This is a genomic window from Streptomyces sp. NRRL B-1140, from assembly GCF_001280065.1.
GTDB lineage: Bacteria > Actinomycetota > Actinomycetes > Streptomycetales > Streptomycetaceae > Streptomyces.
In genome coordinates, this window is sequence record NZ_LGEA01000099.1 from 54,329 (window position 1) to 73,532 (window position 19,204).

The window sequence follows — 19,204 nt, forward strand, 5'->3', positions numbered from 1 at the left end:
CACGGGACCGTCTCCGAAAGAAGGCCGACAGCATGTCTCGATACCCCTTTCCGGGCGCCGGACACGACCCGTTGATCACCTCGATGGTGGCCGGACTCCCCGCCCGCCAGCAGCCCCGCTGGCCCGACCGTTCCCTCCTGGCCCCGGTGCACGACCGACTGGCCCGCGAGTCCCCGCTGGTGTCGTACGCGAGCGTCCGCGAGCTGCGCGGGCTCCTCGCGCGGGCCGCGGAGGGCGAGTTCTGCCTCATCCAGGCCGGCGACTGCGTGGAGCTGACCACCGAGTGCGAGCCATGTGACGTCGAACGCAAGGTGGAGATGCTCGACGTTCTCGGTGACGTCATGCGCACCGGCTCCGGGCTGCCCGTCGTACGCGTCGGGCGGATGGCCGGGCAGTTCGCCAAGCCCCGCTCCGACGACTGGGAGACCGTGCCCGGGGGACGGCTCCCGGTGTTCCGGGGCCCCGTCGTCAACGCGCCGGACGCCTGTGGGGAGGCCCGCACCCCCGACCCGTCCCGCGTCGTCGCCGGGCTGGAGGCCGCCCGCTGCGCCGTGACCGCCCTCGACCGGCTCGGACGCGGTGAGGGCGCCGCTCCCGAGGACCGGGTGTGGACCAGCCACGAGGCGCTCCTGCTCGACTACGAACTCCCCCAGGTACGGCGGCACGCGGACGGCGGCAGCTACCTGGCGTCCACGCACTGGCCGTGGATCGGCGAGCGCACCCGGCAGGCCGACTTCGCGCACGTGCGGCTGATGGCCGAGCTGGACAACCCGGTGGCCTGCAAGATCGGGCCCGAGGCGACGGTCGACGAGGTGCTGGATCTGTGCGCGGTGCTCGACCCGCACCGCACCCCGGGCCGCCTCACCCTCATCGCCCGGTTCGGTGCGGGCCGGGTCGCCGGGCTGGCCCCGCTGGTGCGGGCGGTCCGGCAGGCCGGGCATCCGGTGCTGTGGATGTGCGACCCGATGCACGGCAACACCGTCAAGACGCCCGACGGGCTCAAGACGCGCCGCCTCGACGCGATCATGTCCGAGATCCGGCAGTGCGTGGACCTCCTGGCGGAGAACTCCGAGCGGTGCGCGGGCCTGCACCTGGAGGCCTCCCCCGACGACATCTCCGAGTGCGAGGGCGCGGGCTGCGTCCCGGTGCGCGGGCCGGGTTACCGCAGCCTGTGCGACCCCCGGCTCAGCCTCGTCCAGGCCGTCGCGGCCGCCGCGCACTGGCGGCTGCCGGTGGGGGTGGCGGCATGAGTGTGCCCCCCGCCACCGCTCCGGCGGAGGCCCATGACGTGCTGCTGCCGCCGCCGGGCCGCCCCTTCGCGGTGCTGCACCGCCCCGGCGCCGACCACGCGGCGCCGGTGGAGATCCTCAGCGGCCCGGTACGGCACGCCGACGACCTGGACTCCCTCGGTCTGGACCGGTCCGGCCGCACGGACCGGGGCACCGACGGCGGCGCCGGCACCACGGACGCCACGGACACCCTCGTCCTCGCCCCCTACCGGCAGATCCGGGAACGCGGCTTCGCGCACCCCGACGACGGTGAGCCGCTGCTGGCCATGGAGGTGCGCGAGCACCGGTGCGTCCCGCTGGACCGGCTGCTGGCCTGCCTGCCGGTCCGGGCGCCGCGGGTGGAGGAGACCCGCTTCGACATCGACGACGACGACTACGCGGCGGCGGTGGACGGCATCGTCCACCACGAGATCCACCGCGGTGAGGGCTCCAACTTCGTGCTGGCGCGCAGTCTGCACGGCAGGGTCCGCGCCTTCGACCGCACGGCCGCGCTGGCGGTGCTGCGCGGGCTGATGACGGCGGAGACCGGGGCGTACTGGACCTTCCTGATCTTCACCGGCGACCGGTACCTGATCGGCTCCACCCCGGAGCAGCAGGTGCGGGTGCGGGGTGACCGGGTGGAGATGAACCCGATCAGCGGGACCTACCGCTACCCGCGCACCGGCGCCGACCTGCCGGGGCTGCTGCGCTTCCTGCGCGACCCCAAGGAGACCGACGAGCTGTACATGGTCGTCGACGAGGAACTGAAGATGATGGCCGCCCTGTGCGGCGACGGGGTGCGGGTCAGCGGGCCGTCCCTGAAGTGGATGTCCCGGCTCGCTCACACCGAGTACTACCTCTCCGGTCGCTCGGACCGCCCGCTCACGGAGATCCTGCGCACCACGATGCCCGCCCCGACCGTGACCGGCAGCCCCGTGGAGAACGCGTGCCGGGTGATCGAGCGGTACGAGCCACGTGGCCGGGGCTACTACAGCGGGGTCATCGCCCTGCTCGGCCGCGAGGGCGGGCAGCGGCGGCTGGACGCGGCGCTGATGCTGCGGACGGCGGACCTCGGGGCGGACGGCTCGGTGCGGCTGACGGCGGGCGCCACGGTCGTCCGGGAGTCGGTGCCCGCGCACGAGACGGCGGAGACCACCGCCAAGCTGTCGGGCCTGCTGGACGCCCTGTCCGGGCGGCGGTCCGCGAAGGAGCCGGTCCAGGCGTCCGCCGCGGGCCTGGCCGAGGCCGGTCCGGTGCGCGGCGCGCTGGCCGCCCGCAACGACGGGCTGGCGGCGTTCTGGCTGCGCGGGACCGGCGGCGGCGCCCCCGCCGCCCGGTCCGTCGCGGGCGCCGAGGTGACCATCGTCGACGCCGAGGACGGATTCACGTCGATGCTCGCCTACCAACTGCGGTCGCTGGGCTGCGCGGTGCGGCTGGTGCCCTGGCACCGGGCGGCGGGCGCGGGCGGCGGGGTCGCCGGAGCGCCCGGGGTGCTCCTGCTCGGGCCGGGGCCGGGCGATCCGCGGGACGTCTCCAATCCCCGGGTGCGTGCCCTGCGGGCCACGGCCGCCGACCGGCTCGCGGCCGGGCTGCCGCTGGCGGCGGTCTGCCTGGGGCACCAGGTCGTGTGCACCCTGCTGGGGCTGCGGGTGGCCCGGCTGCCGGACCCTGCGCAGGGCAGGCGGCTGCGGGTCCCGCTGTGGGGCAGGCCCCGCATGGCCGGCTTCTACAACAGCTATGCCGCGCGGGCCGACGACGACTGGCTGCACCCGCCGCTGGCCGGCGGGCCGGTCCAGGTGCAGCGCGTGGGCGACGAGGTGATCGCGCTGCGCGGCCCGGCCCTGTCCACGATCCAGTTCCACGCGGAGTCGTTCCTGACCGAGGACGGCCCCGGCATCCTGGCCGACCTGCTGACCGGCGCCCTGGCACCGGCCGCGGCCCACCGGCCGGGCGTCCACGACAGCTGTGCGGCCGGTGTCCGCGGCGCCGGCCCCTGGGAGTCCAGGGGGACCCATGAGCATGCCTGAGCGAGGGGGCGTGGACACCGCGCCCCGTCCGATCGACCCGCGCGCCCTGCGCAGCTGCATGGGCCAGTTCGCCACCGGGGTCACGGTGATCACCTGCCGCCGCGGCGACCTCGTCCACGGCACGACGGTCAACGCGTTCACCTCGGTGTCGCTGGACCCGCCGCTGGCCCTGGTGGCGCTGGACCGGCGCAGCCGGGCAGGCGCGCTGCTGCGGGAGGACGGCGACTACGTCGTCAACATCCTGGACGCCTCACAACGCGACCTGGCCATGCACTTCGCCGGGCGGCCCATGGCGGAGCCGGTGCGGTGGGTGGACGAGGACGGGCCGCACCCGCGGCTGGCGGGCACGGTGGCCCACCTGGTCTGCCGGCCCTGGCAGATACACGACGGCGGCGACCACACGCTGCACATCGGGAGCGTCCAGGAGTTCGAGAGCCGCCCGGGACGGCCGCTGCTGTTCCACGGCGGCGCCTTCCCGGAGCTGGCGCCGGACGACTCCGCGGTCGCCTGGTCGCTGTGCCTGGACGGCATGAACCCGGTGGCGCACCTCCCGGTGCACGACGAGCCCGACCGGACCGATCGCACCGACCGAACCGGCAGGACCGACAGGACAGGGGACTGACGCACATGACGGACACGACGCACACCGCGGGCACGCCGGGCTCCCCCGGCTCCGGCATCGCCGACGGTACCGGGGCCGCCGGGGGCACCGGACCGCGCCGCACGACCCGCCCGATGACCGGCGACGAGTACCTGGAGAGCATCCGCGACGGCCGGGAGATCTGGGCGTACGGGGAGCGGGTCGACGATGTCACCAAGCACCCGGCGTTCCGCAACACGGCACGGATGACCGCGCGGCTGTACGACGCGCTGCACGACCCGGAGCACCACGACACGCTGACCACGCCCACGGACACCGGCAGCGACGGCTACACGCACAAGTTCTACCGGGTGCCGCGCAGCGTGGAGGACCTGGTCGGCGACCGGGACGCGATCGCCCGGTGGGCCCGGATGACGTACGGCTGGATGGGGCGCAGCCCGGACTACAAGGCCAGTTTCCTGGTGACGCTGGGCGCGGACCCGGAGTACTACGGGGAGTTCGCGGACAACGCGCGCCGCTGGTACGCGGAGGCGCAGGAGCGGGTGCTGTTCTGGAACCACGCGGTGATCAACCCGCCCGTGGACCGCCACCGGGCGCCGGACGAGGTCGGCGACGTCTTCGTGCACGTCGAGAAGGAGTGCGACGACGGCCTGGTGGTCAGCGGCGCGAAGGTGGTGGCCACGGGGTCGGCGCTGACCCACTTCAACTTCGTGGCGCACTACGGACTGCCGGTGAAGAAGAAGGAGTTCGCGCTCGTGGCGACGCTGCCCATGGACGCGCCGGGGGTGAAGCTGGTCTGCCGTCAGTCGTACGAGCTGGCCGCGAACCGGATGGGCAGCCCGTTCGACTACCCGCTGTCGAGCCGCCTCGACGAGAACGACACCGTCTTCATCCTGGACAAGGTGAAGATCCCCTGGGAGAACGTCTTCATCTACGGGGACACGGCGAAGGCCGGGACCTTCCTGAACACCTCCGGGTTCACGCACCGGCTCACCTTCCACGGCGTGACCCGGCTCGCGGTGAAACTGGACTTCCTCGCCGGTCTTCTGCTCAAGGGGCTGGACGTCACCGGGACGAAGGATTTCCGGGGCATCCAGACCCGGGTGGGCGAGGTGCTCGCCTGGCGGAACATGTTCTGGGGTCTCAGCGACGCGATGGCGCACAATCCGAACGCGTGGCACGACGGCGGGCTGCTGCCGAACCTGGATTACGGCATGGCGTACCGCTGGTTCATGACGATCGGTTATCCGCGCGTCCGCGAGATCATTCTGCAGGACCTCAGCAGCGGTCTCATCTACTTGAATTCACACGCCAAGGACTTCCAGAACCCCGAACTGCGGCCGCACCTGGAACGGTACATGCGGGGGTCGAACGGATACGACTCGGTGGAGCGGGTCAAGCTGATGAAGCTGATCTGGGACTCGGTGGGCACGGAGTTCGCGGGCCGGCACGAACTGTACGAGCGCAACTACTCGGGCAACCACGAGAACGTGCGCATCGAGCTGCTCATGGCGCAGACGGCGTCCGGTCTGGTCGACGGCTACCGGGGCTTCGCCGAGGAGTGCATGGCGGAGTACGACCTGGACGGCTGGACGGCGCCGGACCTGATCGGGCCCGACCAGGCATGAGCGGCCGGGCGGCACGGCGACGGGGGCGGCGGGCGGCCGGTGTCCGGTCCGCCGCCGCCCCCGCGGGGCCGCCCTCCCGCCGGACGTCAGGGCAGGTCGGCCGCCTCGGGCCGGTCGTCCCGACCGGGCAGGACCACGGCCAGAGTGAAGCCGTCGTAGCCCTTGGCGCCCACCGTCTGGATCGTGGTGGCGCTCACCCGGGGCTCCGCGGCGACCTTCTCGTGGAAGCGCCGCATCCCGCGGACACCGCCGTCGGGGTTGCCGGCGTCGGCGACCGCGCCGCCGAGCACGACGTTGTCGACGACGATCACGCCGCCGGGCCGGGAGAGTTCGAGCGCCCAGTCGAAGTACTCGGGGGTGTCGGGCTTGTTGGCGTCGATGAAGACCAGGTCGAACGGCTCCTCGGCGGTCTTCGCGAGGTCGGGCAGGATGTCGAGGGCGCGGCCCACCCGCTGGTCGACACGGTCGGCGACGCCGGCCCGCGCCAGGTGGCCGGCGGCGGTCTCGGCGAACGAGCGCTCCCACTCGATGGTGACCAGTCGGCCGCCGGGCGGCAGGGCGCGGGCCAGCCAGATGGAGCTGTAGCCGCCGAAGGTGCCTATCTCCAGAATGCGCTCGGCACGCTGGACGAGGGCCAGCAAGTGCAGCAGCTTTCCCTGGGAGCGGGAGACCCCGATATCGGGGAGGTCGAATCCGATGTGTGCCTCGGCGGCGGCGGCCAGAGCGGGGTCCTCGTCACCGAAAACCGCGTCGAAGTAGCCGTCCACCGCGCTCCACTGATTCTGTGTCATGACTCCAGTGTTCCCTGTGAGGAGGAAATTCGACACCCGGAAGGATGAAATTCCAGAAAGTCGACGGATTCATTTCGTCCACTTATACCTGTCGGTTAGAGAACCGAGTTTCCGGGAAATCGCCTGCCTGAACGAGAAAGATAACGCCTTTTCATCTCCCTGGCACGACCGCACCGAGAGGAGCGCAGAATCTTGCCCCGAACCGGGACCACGACAGAGCGAACGACGGACCTCGATCTCGATCTCGTACCGGAGCTGCACCACGTGGGCGTGCAGACGGACGACCTCGACAACTGCGCCGCCTGGTACGAGGAGTTCTTCGGCTGCCGGACCAACTGGACGCTGGACACCTTCTCCGACCTGACGCTGAGCCGCCTGCCCGGCATCACCCGGCTGACCGAGGTGATGGTGGCCGGACTGCGCTTCCACCTCTTCGAGCGCACCGGGCACGACGGCGCCGTCCCCGGCGCCAACACCCGCCAGTTCCAGCACGTCTGCCTGGCGACCGGCTCCCCCGAGGAGCTGCGGGCCTGGCGCGAGCGCTGGTTCCGGCTGTACGAGTCCGGCCGCTTCACGTTCGCCGGTGACGAGAAGCCCACCGACATCGTCATCGACGCGGACGGCGTCCAGAGCTGTTACGTCCTCGACGTCAACGGCCTGGAGTTCGAGTTCACCTATGTGCCGCCAGGAGGAGACCGATGAGCACGCGCATCCACCGCACCGTCACCGAGCTGCCGGTTCCCGACGGCTGGGACTTCGGGGACTTCCCGTACGGCCTGGAGCCGCTGACGCTGCCCGAGCCGCCGACGCCGGGGACCGAGACCGCGATATCCGACGTGCTGCCCGCCGACGCGTACCGCGCGGACCGCGACGTCCCGTGCCCGCGGACCGGGCCGGCCCTCGCCGCCGAGGAGATCGCCCACCAGCTGTTCTGGTTCCGCTGGATCACGGGTCACCAGGCCACCTTCGCCATCTGGCAGCTGACGGCGCACGCCCTGCATCAGGCCCGCTCGCGCTCCGACCCGGCGCCCTCCCTGCGGGCGATGACGGACCTCACCGACGCCTACACGGCGATGCTGCTGTACACCAGCTCCTGCCCCGCCGACGTCTACGGCACGGTCATCCGGCCCTCGATGTACCTCCAGCACCGCAGCTTCAGCGGGACCTGGGCCCCGGACTTCGTCCCCGTGCGCTCGCTGCTGCGCGGGAAGAAGACCGAGTGGGAGGGGACACCCGAGGCCGAGCGGCTGAAGCAGGCGGTGCGGATGTACCACACGGTGCACGCGGGGGTGGCGGCCAAGCTGGTGCCGGGCGGCCGCTCGCTGCTCCAGGAGTCGGCCGCGGAGGTCACGCCGACCCGCCCCGAGACCCAGGCCCTGATCTACGACCACTACTTCCTCACCCTGCGGGCGCCGGTCGACGCGTCGGAGCTGGTCGGCCAGCTGCGGTGCCGGCTGCGCGCGATCACCCAGGACGTGGCGACCAACGGGCTGTACCCCGGCCTCACGCCCGAGGACGAAGCCGTCTTCCCCGAGGAACTGCGGGGCGAGGAGGTGCGGCGGAAGTACGAGGAGGGCTTCGCCGCCGTCCTGGAACGGATCGACGCCGCCGCCCGGCGGCTCAGGCCGAGGGTGCTGCACCACAGCGCGCCCTGACCGGCCGGCGGCCGGCGCGACCGAGCGCCGACGGACGGAACGAGCACGGACGAGCACGAACAAGGAGGAGTACGCGTGCGGCACGGAGTGGTGATCCTGCCCGAGCGGCGCTGGTCGCGGGCGCGCGAGCAGTGGGTCCTGGCCGAGCGCCTGGGCTTCGACCACGCCTGGACCTACGACCAGTTGATGTGGCGGTGGCTGCGGGACGATCCCTGGTTCGCCTGTGTGCCCACGCTGGCGGCCGCGGCGGCCGTCACCTCGCGGATCACACTGGGCACGATGGTCGCCACGCCCACCTACCGCCATCCGGTGACGCTGGCCAAGGAGGTGATGTCGCTGGAGGACGTCGCCGGGGGCCGCTTCGTCTGCGGACTGGGCGCGGGGGCGGGCGGCCTCGACGACCGGGTGGTGGACCCCACCGAGCGGACCCCGCGTCAACGAGCCGAACGGTTCGCCGAGTTCGTCGAGGCGCTGGACCGGCTGCTCACCGAGCGGACCGCCTCGTACGCGGGCGAGCACTACGCCTTCGAGGACGTGCCGGTGAACCCGGGGTGCCTGACACGGCCCCGGCTGCCGTTCGCGATCGCCGCGACCGGCCCGCGCGGGATGCGGCTCGCGGCCCGGCGGGCGGACACCTGGGTCACGGCGGGTCCGCCGGGCCGCTTCGACGCACTGCCCTACGAGAAGGCGCTGCCGGACATCGCCCGGCAGCTGGACGAGCTGGACGCCGCCTGTGAGGCGACCGGCCGCGATCCGGGAACGCTGAACCGGCTGCTGCTGACCGGCGCCCTGGTCGGCGGTGTGCTCGACTCCGTCGAGTCCTACCGGGACGCGGTGGGCCGCTTCGGTGAGCTGGGCGTCACCGACCTGGTGGTGCACTGGCCGCGCGCGTCCTTCCCCTACCAGGGGGACCCGCGCGTGCTGGAGGCGGTCGCGGAGGAGGTGCTGCTCCCCGCGCGGGAGGCGGCGCCGGGGACCGGGCCCGCGCCGGTGCGGCCGGGCGGCGTACCGGGCAGCGAAGGAGAGGGACGTTGATCGCGTACGAGATCGTCGACATGTTCACGGACACCCCCTACGACGGCTGCGCCCTCGGTGTGGTCCCTGACGCGGCGGAGCTCTCGTCGGCCGACATGCTGGCCGTCGCCCGGGAGATCGCCCTGACCGAGACGGCGTTGGTGGTGCCGCCCCGTCTGCCCGGATCGACGTACGGGGTGCGGGTGATGACCCCGGACGGAGAGTCGCCGTTCGGCGGCCACAGCGCGGTGGGCACGGCCAGCGTGCTGGTACGCGCTGGGCGGCTGGCGGCCGGGGAGGCGGTGCAGGAGTGCGGCGGGCGGCAGCTCGCCCTGACCGCCGGCGCCGACGGCTCGACCCTGTGCGTCGCGGGCGAGCCGCTTCTGCACCCCGAGTGGGACCCCGGCCCGCTGCTGGCGGCCTGCGGGCTGACGGACGCCGACCTGGCGGGCACCCCGCACCTGACCGGCTTCGGGCCGGCGTTCCACGTCCTGCCGGTGGACTCGCAGGCCCTGGCCCGCGCCTCGGCTCACCTGACCGACCCGGTCTGGGCGGACTGCGCGGACGCGGTGCTCGTCGCCTGGGACCCCGCGAGCGGCACCGCCGCCGTCCGCGTGTTCGCCCCGGGCTACGGCATGCCCGAGGACCCCGCCTGCGCATCCGCCGCGCTGGGCCTGGGCGCCTGGCTGGCGCGGGAGAAGGCGCTGCCCGGCACCGACGGCCGCTACTCCTACCAGGTCCGCCAGGGCGAGGACATCGGCCGCCCGGCCACCCTGTCCTGCACAGTCGACCTGACCGAGGGCCGGGCCACCGCCGCCACGGTCCACGGCCGGGTCACCGCCACCGCCTCCGGCCGAATGACACTCCCCGGGCGGTAGGTCGTGTCCCGTACGCGTGACGACCGCGGACGACCGGATGACCGGATGACCAGAAAGGAATACCTCGGTGCTCTTCCGACCGGAACTGCACGGCACCCGTGGTGCCGTTGCCTCGACCCACTGGCTGGCCTCCTCGGCAGGCATGTCCATGCTGGACCGCGGCGGCAACGCCTTCGACGCCGCGACCGCCGCCGCCTTCGTCATCCAGGTGGTGGAACCGCATCTCAACGGGCCGGGGGGCGACGTGCCGATCCTCGCCCACCGCTCCGGGACCGGCGCGGTCGACGTCGTCTGCGGGCAGGGACCGATGCCCGCTGCGGCCACCGTGGAGGCCTTCACCAAGCGCGGTCTGGCCGTGATCCCCGGTTCCGGGCTGCTGCCCGCTGTCGTCCCCGGCGCCTTCGGCGCCTGGCTCCGCCTGCTGAAGGAGTACGGCACGCTGCCCCTGGAGGACGTGCTGGAGCCCGCCATCGGCTACGCGGAGCGCGGCTACCCGGTGTTGCCCAAGTGCGCCGCCATGATCGGCGCCCTCACGGAGCTGTTCCGCGACACCTGGACGGAGTCGGGCCGCACCTACCTGCGAGGCGGGGTCGCCCCGCGCCCCGGGGAGCTGGTCACCAACCCGGCGCTGGCCCGCACCTACCGGCGGCTGCTCGCCGAGGCGAAGGCGTCCGGCCGGGACCGTGAGGGACGGATCGACGCGGCGACGGAGGCGTTCTACACCGGCTTCGTGGCGGAGGCGATCGACACCTACCTCGCCAAGGCCGAGGAGATGGACTCCACCGGGCGGCTCAACGGCGGCCTGCTCACCGGCGCGGACCTCGCGGCCTGGCGGCCGGGCCTGGAGCGGCCTCTCAGCCTCGGCCACCGGGGTTTCACGGTGCACAAGGCGGGCCCCTGGTCGCAGGGCCCCGTCTTCCTCCAGCAGCTCGCCCTGCTGGCCGACGCCGACCTCACGGCGACGGGCCCGGAGAGCGCGGACTACGTCCACACGGTGGTCGAGGCCGCCAAGCTCGCCTTCGCCGACCGCGAGGCCTGGTACGGCGACCCGGATCACGCGGACGTCCCCGTCGACGCCCTGCTGGACCCGGCGTACTCCGCCGCGCGTCGGGCGCTGCTGGGCGCGGAGGCCTCCCACGAGCTGCGGCCGGGACGGCCCGGCGGGCGGGAACCGCTGCTGCCGCCGCTGCACGACGAGAGCGGTGCGCCCGCCGACCCGGCCTGGCTGGGCGAGCTGGAACAGGGCATCCCGGCGATCATGAAGCTGACCGCGGCGACCGGCGACACCTGCTGCGTCAGCGCCACCGACGCCGCGGGCAACATGGTGGTGGCCACGCCCAGCGGCGGCTGGCTGAAGAGTTCCCCGGTGGTGCCGGGGCTGGGCTTCCCGCTGGGGACCCGGGGGCAGATGGCCACCCTCACCCCCGGCCACCCCAACACGGTGGCACCGGGCAAGCGCCCGCGGACCACCCTCAGCCCGACCCTGGTTCTGCGGGACGGCCGGCCGTACCTGGCGTTCGGGACGCCGGGCGGCGACCAGCAGGACCAGTGGACGCTCAGCTTCTTCCTGCACCACGCGGAGCACGGGATGGGCCCGCAGGCGGCGATCGAGGCGCGCACCTTCCACACCGACCACGTGCCCACGTCGTTCGCCCCGCGCCGCTTCCGCCCGGGGACCGTCGTCCTGGAGGGCGGCTGGCCCGCGGAGGAGGTCGAGGCGCTGCGGCGGCGCGGGCATCAGGTGGACCTGGTGGCGGACCGTTCGCTCAGCAAGGTGTGCGCCACCGGGCTGACCGGGGACGGGCTGGTGCTCGGCGCGGCGAGTCCGCGCGGCGCGCAGGCGTACGCGGTCGCGGGGTAGGAGGGAAGGACATGGAATGATTTCCCACAGGAAACCACCCGTCCTATCGCGGAAGGTGCTGACATGGAGGCTCACCGGAAGAACCACGCCGAGGACTTCATCGTGCTGGGCGAGGCCCGTCAGAACAATCTCAAGGGCGTCGACCTGCGCATCCCCAAGGGAAAGCTGACCGTCTTCACCGGGGTCTCCGGGTCGGGGAAGTCCTCGGTGGTCTTCGACACCCTGGCGATCGAGTCGCAGCGGCAGCTCAACGAGACCCTGCCGGCCTTCGTCCGCCACCGGATGCCGAAGTACGAACGGCCGGCGGCGGAGGTGATGGAGAACCTCTCCACGGCGATCGTCGTCGACCAGCGGCAGGTCGGCGGCAACGCCCGCTCCACGGTCGGCACGATGACCGAGATCCTGCCCATGCTGCGGGTGCTGTTCTCCCGCGCGGGCACCCCCAGCGCGGGCCCCTCCCACATGTACTCGCCCAACGACCCGCGCGGCATGTGCGAGGAGTGCCAGGGCCTCGGCACGACGGTCCGCCTCGAACTCGGCAAGCTCCTCGACGAGGACAAGAGCCTCAACGAGGGGGCGATCCGGTTCCCGTCCTTCGCGGTCGGCACCTTCCAGTGGCAGCTGTACGGCGAGTCCGGGCTCTTCGACCCCGACAAGCCGTTACGCGATTTCTCCGCCGAGGACCGCGAACTGCTGCTGCACGGCAAGGGGTTCACCGTCGACCGGCAGGGCCGCAACGGCGTCTACAAGAACGAGTACGAGGGCATCGTCGAGCGCTTCACCCGCCGGCACATCACCCCCGGCCTGGACAACGCGAAGAGCAAGGAGCGCGCGGAGATCGAGCGGGTGGTGACCCAGGGCCCCTGCGCCGTCTGCCACGGCGGACGGCTCAACAAGGCCGCCCTCGCCTCACGCATCGACGGCGACAACATCGCGGACTTCTCGGCGATGGAGATCACCGACCTGATCGAACGGCTCGCCCGGATCGACGCGCCGGCCGTCAAGCCGGTGGTGGCGGGCGCGCGGGCCGCGCTGGAGCGCATCCGGGCGGTCGGCCTCGGCTATCTGAGCCTCGGACGGCAGACGAGGACCCTGTCCGGCGGCGAGGCCCAGCGGCTCAAGATGGTGCGCCACCTGGGCAGCAGCCTGACCGGGCTGACGTACATCTTCGACGAGCCCAGCGTCGGCCTGCACCCGCGCGACGTGCGGCGGATGAACGACATCCTGCTCGCCCTGCGCGACAAGGGGAACACCGTACTGGTCGTGGAGCACGACCGGGACGTCATCGCGATCGCCGACCACGTCGTCGACATGGGCCCGGGAGCCGGCCGCGACGGCGGCGAGGTGACGTTCGAGGGCACGCCCGCGGGGCTGCGCCGCTCCGACACCGTCACAGGGAAGCAGCTGCGGAGCGTGACCGGGCTCAAGGAGGAGGTCCGCTCCCCCACCGGCGAGCTGACGGTGCGGGCGGCGAAGCTGCACAACCTGCGGGACGTCACGGTCGGTTTCCCCACCGGCGTGCTCACGGCGGTGACCGGCGTGGCCGGGTCCGGCAAGAGCACCCTCGTGTCGAAGGTGTTCACCGCGCAGTACCCCGAGGCCGTGGTGATCGACCAGTCGTCGGTGGGCATCTCCGCGCGCTCCAACCCGGCGACGTACACCGACATCATGGACAGCCTGCGGCAGCGGTTCGCGCGTGCCTCCGGCGAGAAGCCGGGACTGTTCAGCTTCAACTCGGAGGGCGCCTGCCCGGAGTGCGGCGGCAAGGGCGTCATCGAGACCGACCTCGCCTTCATGGACCCGGTCACCACGGTGTGCGAGCGCTGCGACGGACGCCGGTTCAACGAGGAGGCGCTGCGCCACACCGTGCGCGGCCGGACGGTCGTCGACGTCCTCGCCATGACCGCCGAGGAGGCGTCGGACTTCTTCGACGACGCGCCCGTACGGCGCAAGCTGGCCCTCCTCACCGAGGTGGGGCTCGGCTACCTCACCCTGGGCCAGCCGCTGTCCACGCTCTCCGGCGGCGAGCGGCAGCGGCTGAAGCTGGCGCACCGCCTGAAGGAGACCGGCACCGTCTACGTCTTCGACGAGCCGACCACCGGCCTGCACATGAGCGACACACGCCGGTTGCTGAACCTGTTCGACCGGCTCGTGGACGGCGGCAACACGGTGCTGGTGATCGAGCACGACCTCGACGTCGTCAAGCACGCCGACTGGGTCGTGGACCTGGGCCCGGAGGCGGGCAGCCAGGGCGGCCGGGTGGTGTTCGAGGGCACGCCCGCCGAGCTGGCCCGGTCCAAGGACTCGCACACGGGCCGCTGTCTCGCGGCCGATCTGCGGGCCGCGCGCAAGCACACCTCGTCCTGAGACGCCGTGCCCGGGGCGCACCGTCCCGGGCACGCAACGGAAGGAGTCGGAGATGCCCCTCATCCGCGTCACCCTGCTGCAGGGCCGGACGCCGCAGGAGGTGGCCGCCCTCGGCAGGGCGCTCACCGCCGCGGCGCACGAGGCCCTCGGCGCCCCGGCGGAGGCCGTCCGCGTGATCGTGGAGGATACGCCGCCGGACCGCTGGTTCGTGGGCGGCCGGTCGGTGGCCGAGCGTCGCGCCTCCCCCTCGTGACCTGCCCCGGAGCTGCCGGGGCCGGCGCGAGCGGCCCCGGGGTTCCCGGGGCGGCCGGGGCCGCCGGTTCAGCGGACGGCGCTTCCGCGCGGGCTGCGGTCGGCGCGGGCGAAGCGCTCACGGACGTGTTCGACGCGCTCCGGGGACCAGGACGCGAGGTCGTCGCGGGTGAGGCGGCCGCTGCGGGTGATCAGGTGGGCGTTGAACGCCTCCGGTTCGAGGTCGACGTACTGCTCCAGTTCCTCGAACCACTCCTGGCTCGTGCGCGCGGTGCGCTGCATGGCCGCGACCTCCGGCAGACGCGCCGCCTCGTACGCGGCGAGCGCCTCGGGGACCGACCCGTGGTCGTCCAGGGCCAGGGCGAGGGCCAGGCCGTCCTCCATGGCGAGACGGGTGCCGGAGCCGACGGAGAAGTGCGTGGTGTGGGCGCTGTCGCCGAGGAGGGCCACGCGACCGTGGCTCCAGCGGCGGTTGTGCACGGAGACGAAGCGGCCCCAGCGCGACCTGTTGGTGCGCAGATCGTGGCCGTCCAGGACGTCGGCGAAGAGGTCCGCGAGCCGGTTCGTGTCGCTCCGGCCGGAGCCGTCCGGCGTGCCGGCGTCGCCCTCGGTGAACCCGGCCGCCTCCCACACCCGGTCGTCGACCTCGGCGATGAAGGTGCTGAGGCCGGGGGCGTAGGGGTAGGCGTGGGCGTGCAGCGTGCCGTACTCCGTCTCGGCGACGGCGAAGGTCAGCGCGGTGAAGGCCCGGTCGGTGCCGAGCCACAGGTAACGCGAGCCGCGCCGGGTGGTCTCGGTGCCGTACTCCTCCCGACGGGCCTCGCGGGTCGCGGAGTTGACGCCGTCGGCGGCCACCACCAGGTCGTACGTCCGGGCCAGCGCGCCCGCCTCGGGCGCGCGGGTGCCGTGGCGGACGGTGACGCCGAGGTCGGCGCAGCGGGCGCGCAGCATGCCGAGCAGGGCACGGCGGCCGATCGCGGAGAAGCGGTAGCCGCCATTGCGCGTGGTGCGTCCCCGGTGGTGGACGTCGATCCTCGACCAGTGGGTGCACTCGGCGCCGAGCGCGGCGAACAGCGAGGGGTCGGCCGCTTCGATGCCGCCGAGCGCCCCCTCGGAGAAGACGACGCCGAAGCCGAAGGTCACGTCGGGGGCGTTCACCTCCCAGACGTCTATCTCGCTTCCCGGCCTCAGCCGCTTGACGAGCGCGGCCGTGTAGAGGCCGCCGGGTCCGGCTCCGATGATCGCGATTCGCATGACACCTCACGGGGACTCGGTCGAGTGACGGGGTGGCGCGACCGGGGGGTGGCAAGTGGCCCCTCCGACGGGCTACTTATTGCCCGTCAGGCTGAAAGTATTATCCGCAGGGAAACCAATCGCCTCGGGCGGGCCGCCGCGCGGCCGGCCGGGAGGGAGCGCGGTCGATGAGGCCGACGGCGGACGCGGGTGCGCTGGAGCGGCTGTACGGGGCGGACGTGCCGCCCTTCGCGCTGCTGCGCAGGCAGCACCCCGGGGCACCCGGACCGGCCCCGGTGGAGCTGCTGTTCGGGGCGGTCGAGACCGCGGAGTCCATCGAGGCCGTGCAGACCGTCCGGTCACCGGACGGGGCGGGTGCGACCGGTGCAGCGCCCGGTCCCGGTCTGCTGGCGCTGCTGCCGTTCCGGCTGCTGACGGAACACGGTCTGCCGTGCCACGACGACGGTACGCCGCTGCGGGTGCTGCGGGTGCGCGAGCACCACGTCCTGCCGGAGGACGCGTTCACCGGCCGACACGCGCCGGCGCAACAGCCGGTGGAGTGGCAGGACGCCGGGTTCACGACGACCGACGCGCAGTACGAGGACCTGGTACGGGAGTTCGTGGCGTCGGACGCGGCGCGGGACGGGCTGAACGTCCTGCTGCGCCGGGACTGGACCGCGCGGCTTCCGAATTTCCGACCCGCGGCGGCGGTGGAGCTGTTCCGGCGGCTGCTGACCACGGAGTCGGGTGCGTACTGGACCTTCGTCGTACACACCGGGGGCACGCGGCCGGTCACCCTGGTGGGCGCGAGCCCGCAGGGGCATGTGGGCGTCGAGCGCGGCCGGGTGGTGATGAACCCGCTGTGCGGCACGTACCGGCGTCCGCCCGAGGGGACGCGCGCCGGGGACCTGCTCGCCTTCCTCGCCGACCGCAAGGAGTCGGAGGAGCTGGCGACCACGGTCGACGCGGAGCTGGCGGTGCTGTGCGGGCTGGCCGGGCCGGGGGTACGGGTGGAGGGGCCGTTCCTGCGCGAGATGGCGCACCTGGTGCACACCCAGTGCCGCATCAGCGGGCCCGCGGCGGCCGGGGCCCGGGAGACCCTCGCGCGGGCCCTGTTCGCGTCGACGGTGGTGGGCAGCCCGTACGCGCGGGCGTGCCGGGCGATCCACCGGTACGAGGCGACCGGGCGCGGCTACTACGGCGGTCTCCTCGCGCTGATCGGCCGCGACGGGGCCGGCGAGGAGGAGCTGGACACGGCGGCGGTGATCCGGACCCTGATCGTGGACCACCGGGGCGAGGCACGGCTGTCGGTGGGGGCGACCGTGGGCGGCCGGTCGTCGCCGGAGGCGGAGGCGGCCGAGACGCGGGCCAAGGCACGGGCGGTGCTGAGCGCCCTCACGGCGGACGTTCCCGCCGCCGGGCCGGCGCGCACGCCCCGCGCCCGCACCGACCCGGACCTGGACGCGGCGGTACGGGACGCCCTGGCCCGGCGGCACGCGGCGCTGTCGTCGTTCTGGACGCGGGGCGCCGCCGCACCGCCCATGGACGCCGCCCCGGTGCTGGTGCTCGACCCGGGCGGCGAGGCCCCCACCGAACTGGCGGCCCTGTTGCACCTGGTGACCGCGGTGCACGGCCCGGCCGAGGTGGTCCGCCACGACACCCCCGGCGTGGCCGGCATCCTGGTCCGGCACCCGGCGCCGGTGCTGCTGGCGTCCGGGCCGGGCCGCCCCGACGACCCCGGGTGCGCACGGATGGCGGGACTGCGCCGCACTGCGGCGGCCCTGGTCCGGGAGCGGCCGCCCGACGGGCCCCCGGTGGCGGGAGTGGGCCTCGGCTTCCAGGTGCTGGCGCTGGCCGCCCTGCCGGACGCCCGGGTCGTGCCGAGGAAGGGCGGGGCCGGGCCGGCGCGGGAGGTGGAGGTCTTCGGACGGCCGGTCACCGCCGCCTTCCGCAACGCCCACACGATCGTGTCGGGCCCCGACGGGCGCGAGGTGATCGCGCTGCGCGAACGTGCCGTGCGGGGCGTGCAGTTCCGCCCGGAGTCGGTGCTGACCACCGACGGGGCCGGGGTGCTGCGCCGACTCCTCGGCTGACTCCCCCGGCCCCGCCGGCGCGGGCTCAGGACTCCCCGGCCGCCGCGCCGAGTTCCACCAGGGTGCGGGCCGCGGACTCCAGCGCAAAGGTCATCGAGCCGCCGTTGGGCTCGAAACCGGCGTGGTCGCCGGCGAAGTGGATGCGCCCCTCGGGCCTGCGGATCACCGGCATGAGGGCGCTGTGCCCGCGCTCGGGCAGGATGTACGCGCCCTCGGCGTACGGGCGCTGGTCCCAGCAGACGGACGTGCCGGTCTCGAAGTGCTCCCGGGCACCCGGCAGCATCCGTTCGACCTCGTCGAGCACGAAGCCGAGGCGCTCCTCCTCGGTCATGACCGACACCGCCCGCGCCCGCCACCCCGTCATCAGGCACTCCAGGATCTTGCGGGGGCCGGGGAGCCGGGGCGTGGCGTCGCGTATCCAGCGGATGGGCAGGTCGGTGGAGAAGCTGGCGTTGTGCTGCGGCCAGAACTGGCGGCGCATCTGGAGGTAGACGCGGACGATCGAGGCGTACTTCACCCGGCGCATCACGTCGTGCTTGGCGTCGGAGAGGCCCGCTTCGGTGAAGTCGATGTGCCGGATCGCACTGAACGGGACGGTGACGACGACCCGTTCGGCCTCCAGGGTCTGCATCCGGCCGTGGGCGAGGACAGTGACCCGGGCCCGCTCGGCGTCCTGCTCCACGCGGACCACCGGACGGCGGTAGTGGACGCGGCTCTTGAGCCGCTCCGCGAAGGCCTGCGGGAAGCGGTCGGTGCCGCCCTTCACCTTGGCCCAGCGCGGGTCGGCGTTGCCCAGCGAGTGCGGGCTCGCCTCGTGGCGCAGCCAGGACAGCGCGGACGCCGACTTCAGGTCGCCGCCGCGCATCTCCAGGAAGAGGGGCTCCATGAGGTCGATCGCCGCCTGGGAGGCACCCCGGTCGGTGAGGACCTCGTGCACGGAGAGGTGGTCGTAGGGGGCGAGGCGCTGGGTGACCGCCCAGTCGGGGGCGCTCAGGTCGGGCTGGAGGCTGTCGGCGACAGCCGAGACGTACCGCTCGATCATGCCGGCGACGCCGAGGTCCTTCTCGTGCGGGTGCAGGTCGAGCCCGGCCTCGGCGACGGACTCCGGGTCCGGGGTGAAGAAGCGGCCCCGCGCGAAGTAGGAGAAGGTGGTGCCGAGGAGGTCGGCGGTGTCCGTCTCGACGCCGAGTTCGCGCAGGTAGTGCATGGCGTAGTGGCAGTGCGGGGTGAGCGTCATCGCGCCGGCCTCGGCGTGCAGGCCGTCGGCGAACGGCGCCCTTAAGGTATACGCGCGCCCGCCGGGCCGGTCGGACGCCTCCAGGACGGTCACCTCGCAGTCCCGCGCGGCGAGTTCGTGGGCGACGGCCAGTCCGGCGAGTCCGGCGCCGACGACGATGACGGATCGCGGGGGCCGCAGCCCCGGCAGTCCGCTGTCGAAGGCATGTCGTACCTCGGTCTGAGTGGCTTCCCGCATGGCGTGCTCCGTTTCCGTGGTTCGGTGGCTCGACGGCTCCGTGCTGCGGTGGTTCAGCGGCC

Annotated in this window: 15 protein-coding genes; 12 read left to right on the forward strand and 3 right to left on the reverse strand. The window is 73.3% G+C overall.

What is annotated here, in order from left to right:
* Positions 1 to 32: 32 nt before the first annotated feature.
* The 4 genes from ADK65_RS19135 to ADK65_RS19150 all read left to right on the forward strand — a co-directional run bounded on the left by ADK65_RS19135 (position 33) and on the right by ADK65_RS19150 (position 5,524).
* Positions 33 to 1,250 carry a 3-deoxy-7-phosphoheptulonate synthase gene (locus ADK65_RS19135; RefSeq protein WP_078956050.1) on the forward strand — a complete coding sequence of 406 codons (1,218 nt, stop codon included), beginning with the start codon at positions 33 to 35 and terminating at the stop codon, positions 1,248 to 1,250.
* A complete protein-coding gene (locus ADK65_RS19140) occupies positions 1,247 to 3,295 on the forward strand; it encodes a chorismate-binding protein (RefSeq protein WP_078956051.1) in 2,049 nt (682 codons plus the stop codon). The genes ADK65_RS19135 and ADK65_RS19140 overlap by 4 nt, the downstream gene beginning before the upstream one ends.
* On the forward strand, positions 3,288 to 3,917 hold the full coding sequence (locus ADK65_RS19145; RefSeq protein WP_234352913.1) for a flavin reductase family protein: 630 nt from the start codon (positions 3,288 to 3,290) through the stop codon (positions 3,915 to 3,917). The genes ADK65_RS19140 and ADK65_RS19145 overlap by 8 nt, the downstream gene beginning before the upstream one ends.
* Before the next feature lie 113 nt (positions 3,918 to 4,030).
* Positions 4,031 to 5,524, forward strand: coding sequence for a 4-hydroxyphenylacetate 3-hydroxylase family protein (locus ADK65_RS19150; RefSeq protein WP_053671623.1), 1,494 nt, complete (start codon positions 4,031 to 4,033; stop codon positions 5,522 to 5,524).
* Between the two features lie 86 nt (positions 5,525 to 5,610).
* On the opposite strand, the gene ADK65_RS19155 is transcribed toward ADK65_RS19150, so the two are convergent.
* The gene (locus ADK65_RS19155; RefSeq protein ID WP_053671524.1) at positions 5,611 to 6,315 is read right to left on the reverse strand and encodes an O-methyltransferase; all 705 of its coding nucleotides are present in this window, start codon (positions 6,313 to 6,315) and stop codon (positions 5,611 to 5,613) included.
* A 192-nt stretch (positions 6,316 to 6,507) separates the two neighbouring features.
* Here ADK65_RS19155 and ADK65_RS19160 point away from each other — a divergent pair, with 192 nt between their 5' ends.
* The 7 genes from ADK65_RS19160 to ADK65_RS19190 all read left to right on the forward strand — a co-directional run bounded on the left by ADK65_RS19160 (position 6,508) and on the right by ADK65_RS19190 (position 14,343).
* The gene (locus tag ADK65_RS19160; protein ID WP_234352914.1) at positions 6,508 to 7,017 is read left to right on the forward strand and encodes a VOC family protein; all 510 of its coding nucleotides are present in this window, start codon (positions 6,508 to 6,510) and stop codon (positions 7,015 to 7,017) included.
* Complete coding sequence (locus ADK65_RS19165; protein ID WP_053671525.1) at positions 7,014 to 7,970, forward strand: hypothetical protein; 957 nt, start codon at positions 7,014 to 7,016, stop codon at positions 7,968 to 7,970. The genes ADK65_RS19160 and ADK65_RS19165 overlap by 4 nt, the downstream gene beginning before the upstream one ends.
* Before the next feature lie 75 nt (positions 7,971 to 8,045).
* The gene (locus ADK65_RS19170) at positions 8,046 to 9,005 is read left to right on the forward strand and encodes an LLM class flavin-dependent oxidoreductase (RefSeq protein ID WP_107092330.1); all 960 of its coding nucleotides are present in this window, start codon (positions 8,046 to 8,048) and stop codon (positions 9,003 to 9,005) included.
* Positions 9,002 to 9,862, forward strand: a complete 861-nt coding sequence (locus ADK65_RS19175; protein WP_053671526.1) for a PhzF family phenazine biosynthesis protein — start codon at positions 9,002 to 9,004, stop codon at positions 9,860 to 9,862. The genes ADK65_RS19170 and ADK65_RS19175 overlap by 4 nt, the downstream gene beginning before the upstream one ends.
* A 67-nt stretch (positions 9,863 to 9,929) precedes the next feature.
* The gene (locus ADK65_RS19180) at positions 9,930 to 11,723 is read left to right on the forward strand and encodes a gamma-glutamyltransferase family protein (RefSeq protein WP_053671527.1); all 1,794 of its coding nucleotides are present in this window, start codon (positions 9,930 to 9,932) and stop codon (positions 11,721 to 11,723) included.
* A gap of 63 nt (positions 11,724 to 11,786) precedes the next feature.
* Positions 11,787 to 14,090, forward strand: a complete 2,304-nt coding sequence (locus ADK65_RS19185; RefSeq protein ID WP_053671528.1) for an ATP-binding cassette domain-containing protein — start codon at positions 11,787 to 11,789, stop codon at positions 14,088 to 14,090.
* 52 nt (positions 14,091 to 14,142) lie between these two features.
* Positions 14,143 to 14,343: a tautomerase family protein gene (locus ADK65_RS19190; RefSeq protein ID WP_053671529.1), complete on the forward strand. Its 201-nt coding sequence runs from the start codon at positions 14,143 to 14,145 to the stop codon at positions 14,341 to 14,343.
* A gap of 68 nt (positions 14,344 to 14,411) precedes the next feature.
* On the opposite strand, the gene ADK65_RS19195 is transcribed toward ADK65_RS19190, so the two are convergent.
* A complete protein-coding gene (locus ADK65_RS19195; protein ID WP_053671530.1) occupies positions 14,412 to 15,596 on the reverse strand; it encodes an FAD-dependent monooxygenase in 1,185 nt (394 codons plus the stop codon).
* A 167-nt stretch (positions 15,597 to 15,763) separates the two neighbouring features.
* On the opposite strand from ADK65_RS19195, the gene ADK65_RS19200 reads away from it, so the two are divergent.
* Positions 15,764 to 17,668, forward strand: coding sequence for a chorismate-binding protein (locus ADK65_RS19200; RefSeq protein WP_053671531.1), 1,905 nt, complete (start codon positions 15,764 to 15,766; stop codon positions 17,666 to 17,668).
* A 25-nt stretch (positions 17,669 to 17,693) separates the two neighbouring features.
* Here ADK65_RS19200 and ADK65_RS19205 read toward each other — a convergent pair whose 3' ends face one another.
* Positions 17,694 to 19,142, reverse strand: coding sequence for a flavin monoamine oxidase family protein (locus tag ADK65_RS19205; protein WP_053671532.1), 1,449 nt, complete (start codon positions 19,140 to 19,142; stop codon positions 17,694 to 17,696).
* Positions 19,143 to 19,204: the final 62 nt, after the last annotated feature.

What these genes read in the sequence shown, in the direction of transcription:
- ADK65_RS19135 (WP_078956050.1), top strand. Translation starts at nt 33, where the DNA reads ATGTCTCGATACCCCTTTCCGGGCGCCGGACACGACCCGTTGATCACC.
- ADK65_RS19140 (WP_078956051.1), top strand. Translation starts at nt 1,247, where the DNA reads ATGAGTGTGCCCCCCGCCACCGCTCCGGCGGAGGCCCATGACGTGCTG.
- ADK65_RS19145 (WP_234352913.1), top strand. Translation starts at nt 3,288, where the DNA reads ATGCCTGAGCGAGGGGGCGTGGACACCGCGCCCCGTCCGATCGACCCG.
- ADK65_RS19150 (WP_053671623.1), top strand. Translation starts at nt 4,031, where the DNA reads ATGACCGGCGACGAGTACCTGGAGAGCATCCGCGACGGCCGGGAGATC.
- ADK65_RS19155 (WP_053671524.1), bottom strand. Translation starts at nt 6,315, where the DNA reads ATGACACAGAATCAGTGGAGCGCGGTGGACGGCTACTTCGACGCGGTT.
- ADK65_RS19165 (WP_053671525.1), top strand. Translation starts at nt 7,014, where the DNA reads ATGAGCACGCGCATCCACCGCACCGTCACCGAGCTGCCGGTTCCCGAC.
- ADK65_RS19185 (WP_053671528.1), top strand. Translation starts at nt 11,787, where the DNA reads ATGGAGGCTCACCGGAAGAACCACGCCGAGGACTTCATCGTGCTGGGC.
- ADK65_RS19190 (WP_053671529.1), top strand. Translation starts at nt 14,143, where the DNA reads ATGCCCCTCATCCGCGTCACCCTGCTGCAGGGCCGGACGCCGCAGGAG.
- ADK65_RS19195 (WP_053671530.1), bottom strand. Translation starts at nt 15,596, where the DNA reads ATGCGAATCGCGATCATCGGAGCCGGACCCGGCGGCCTCTACACGGCC.
- ADK65_RS19200 (WP_053671531.1), top strand. Translation starts at nt 15,764, where the DNA reads ATGAGGCCGACGGCGGACGCGGGTGCGCTGGAGCGGCTGTACGGGGCG.
- ADK65_RS19205 (WP_053671532.1), bottom strand. Translation starts at nt 19,142, where the DNA reads ATGCGGGAAGCCACTCAGACCGAGGTACGACATGCCTTCGACAGCGGA.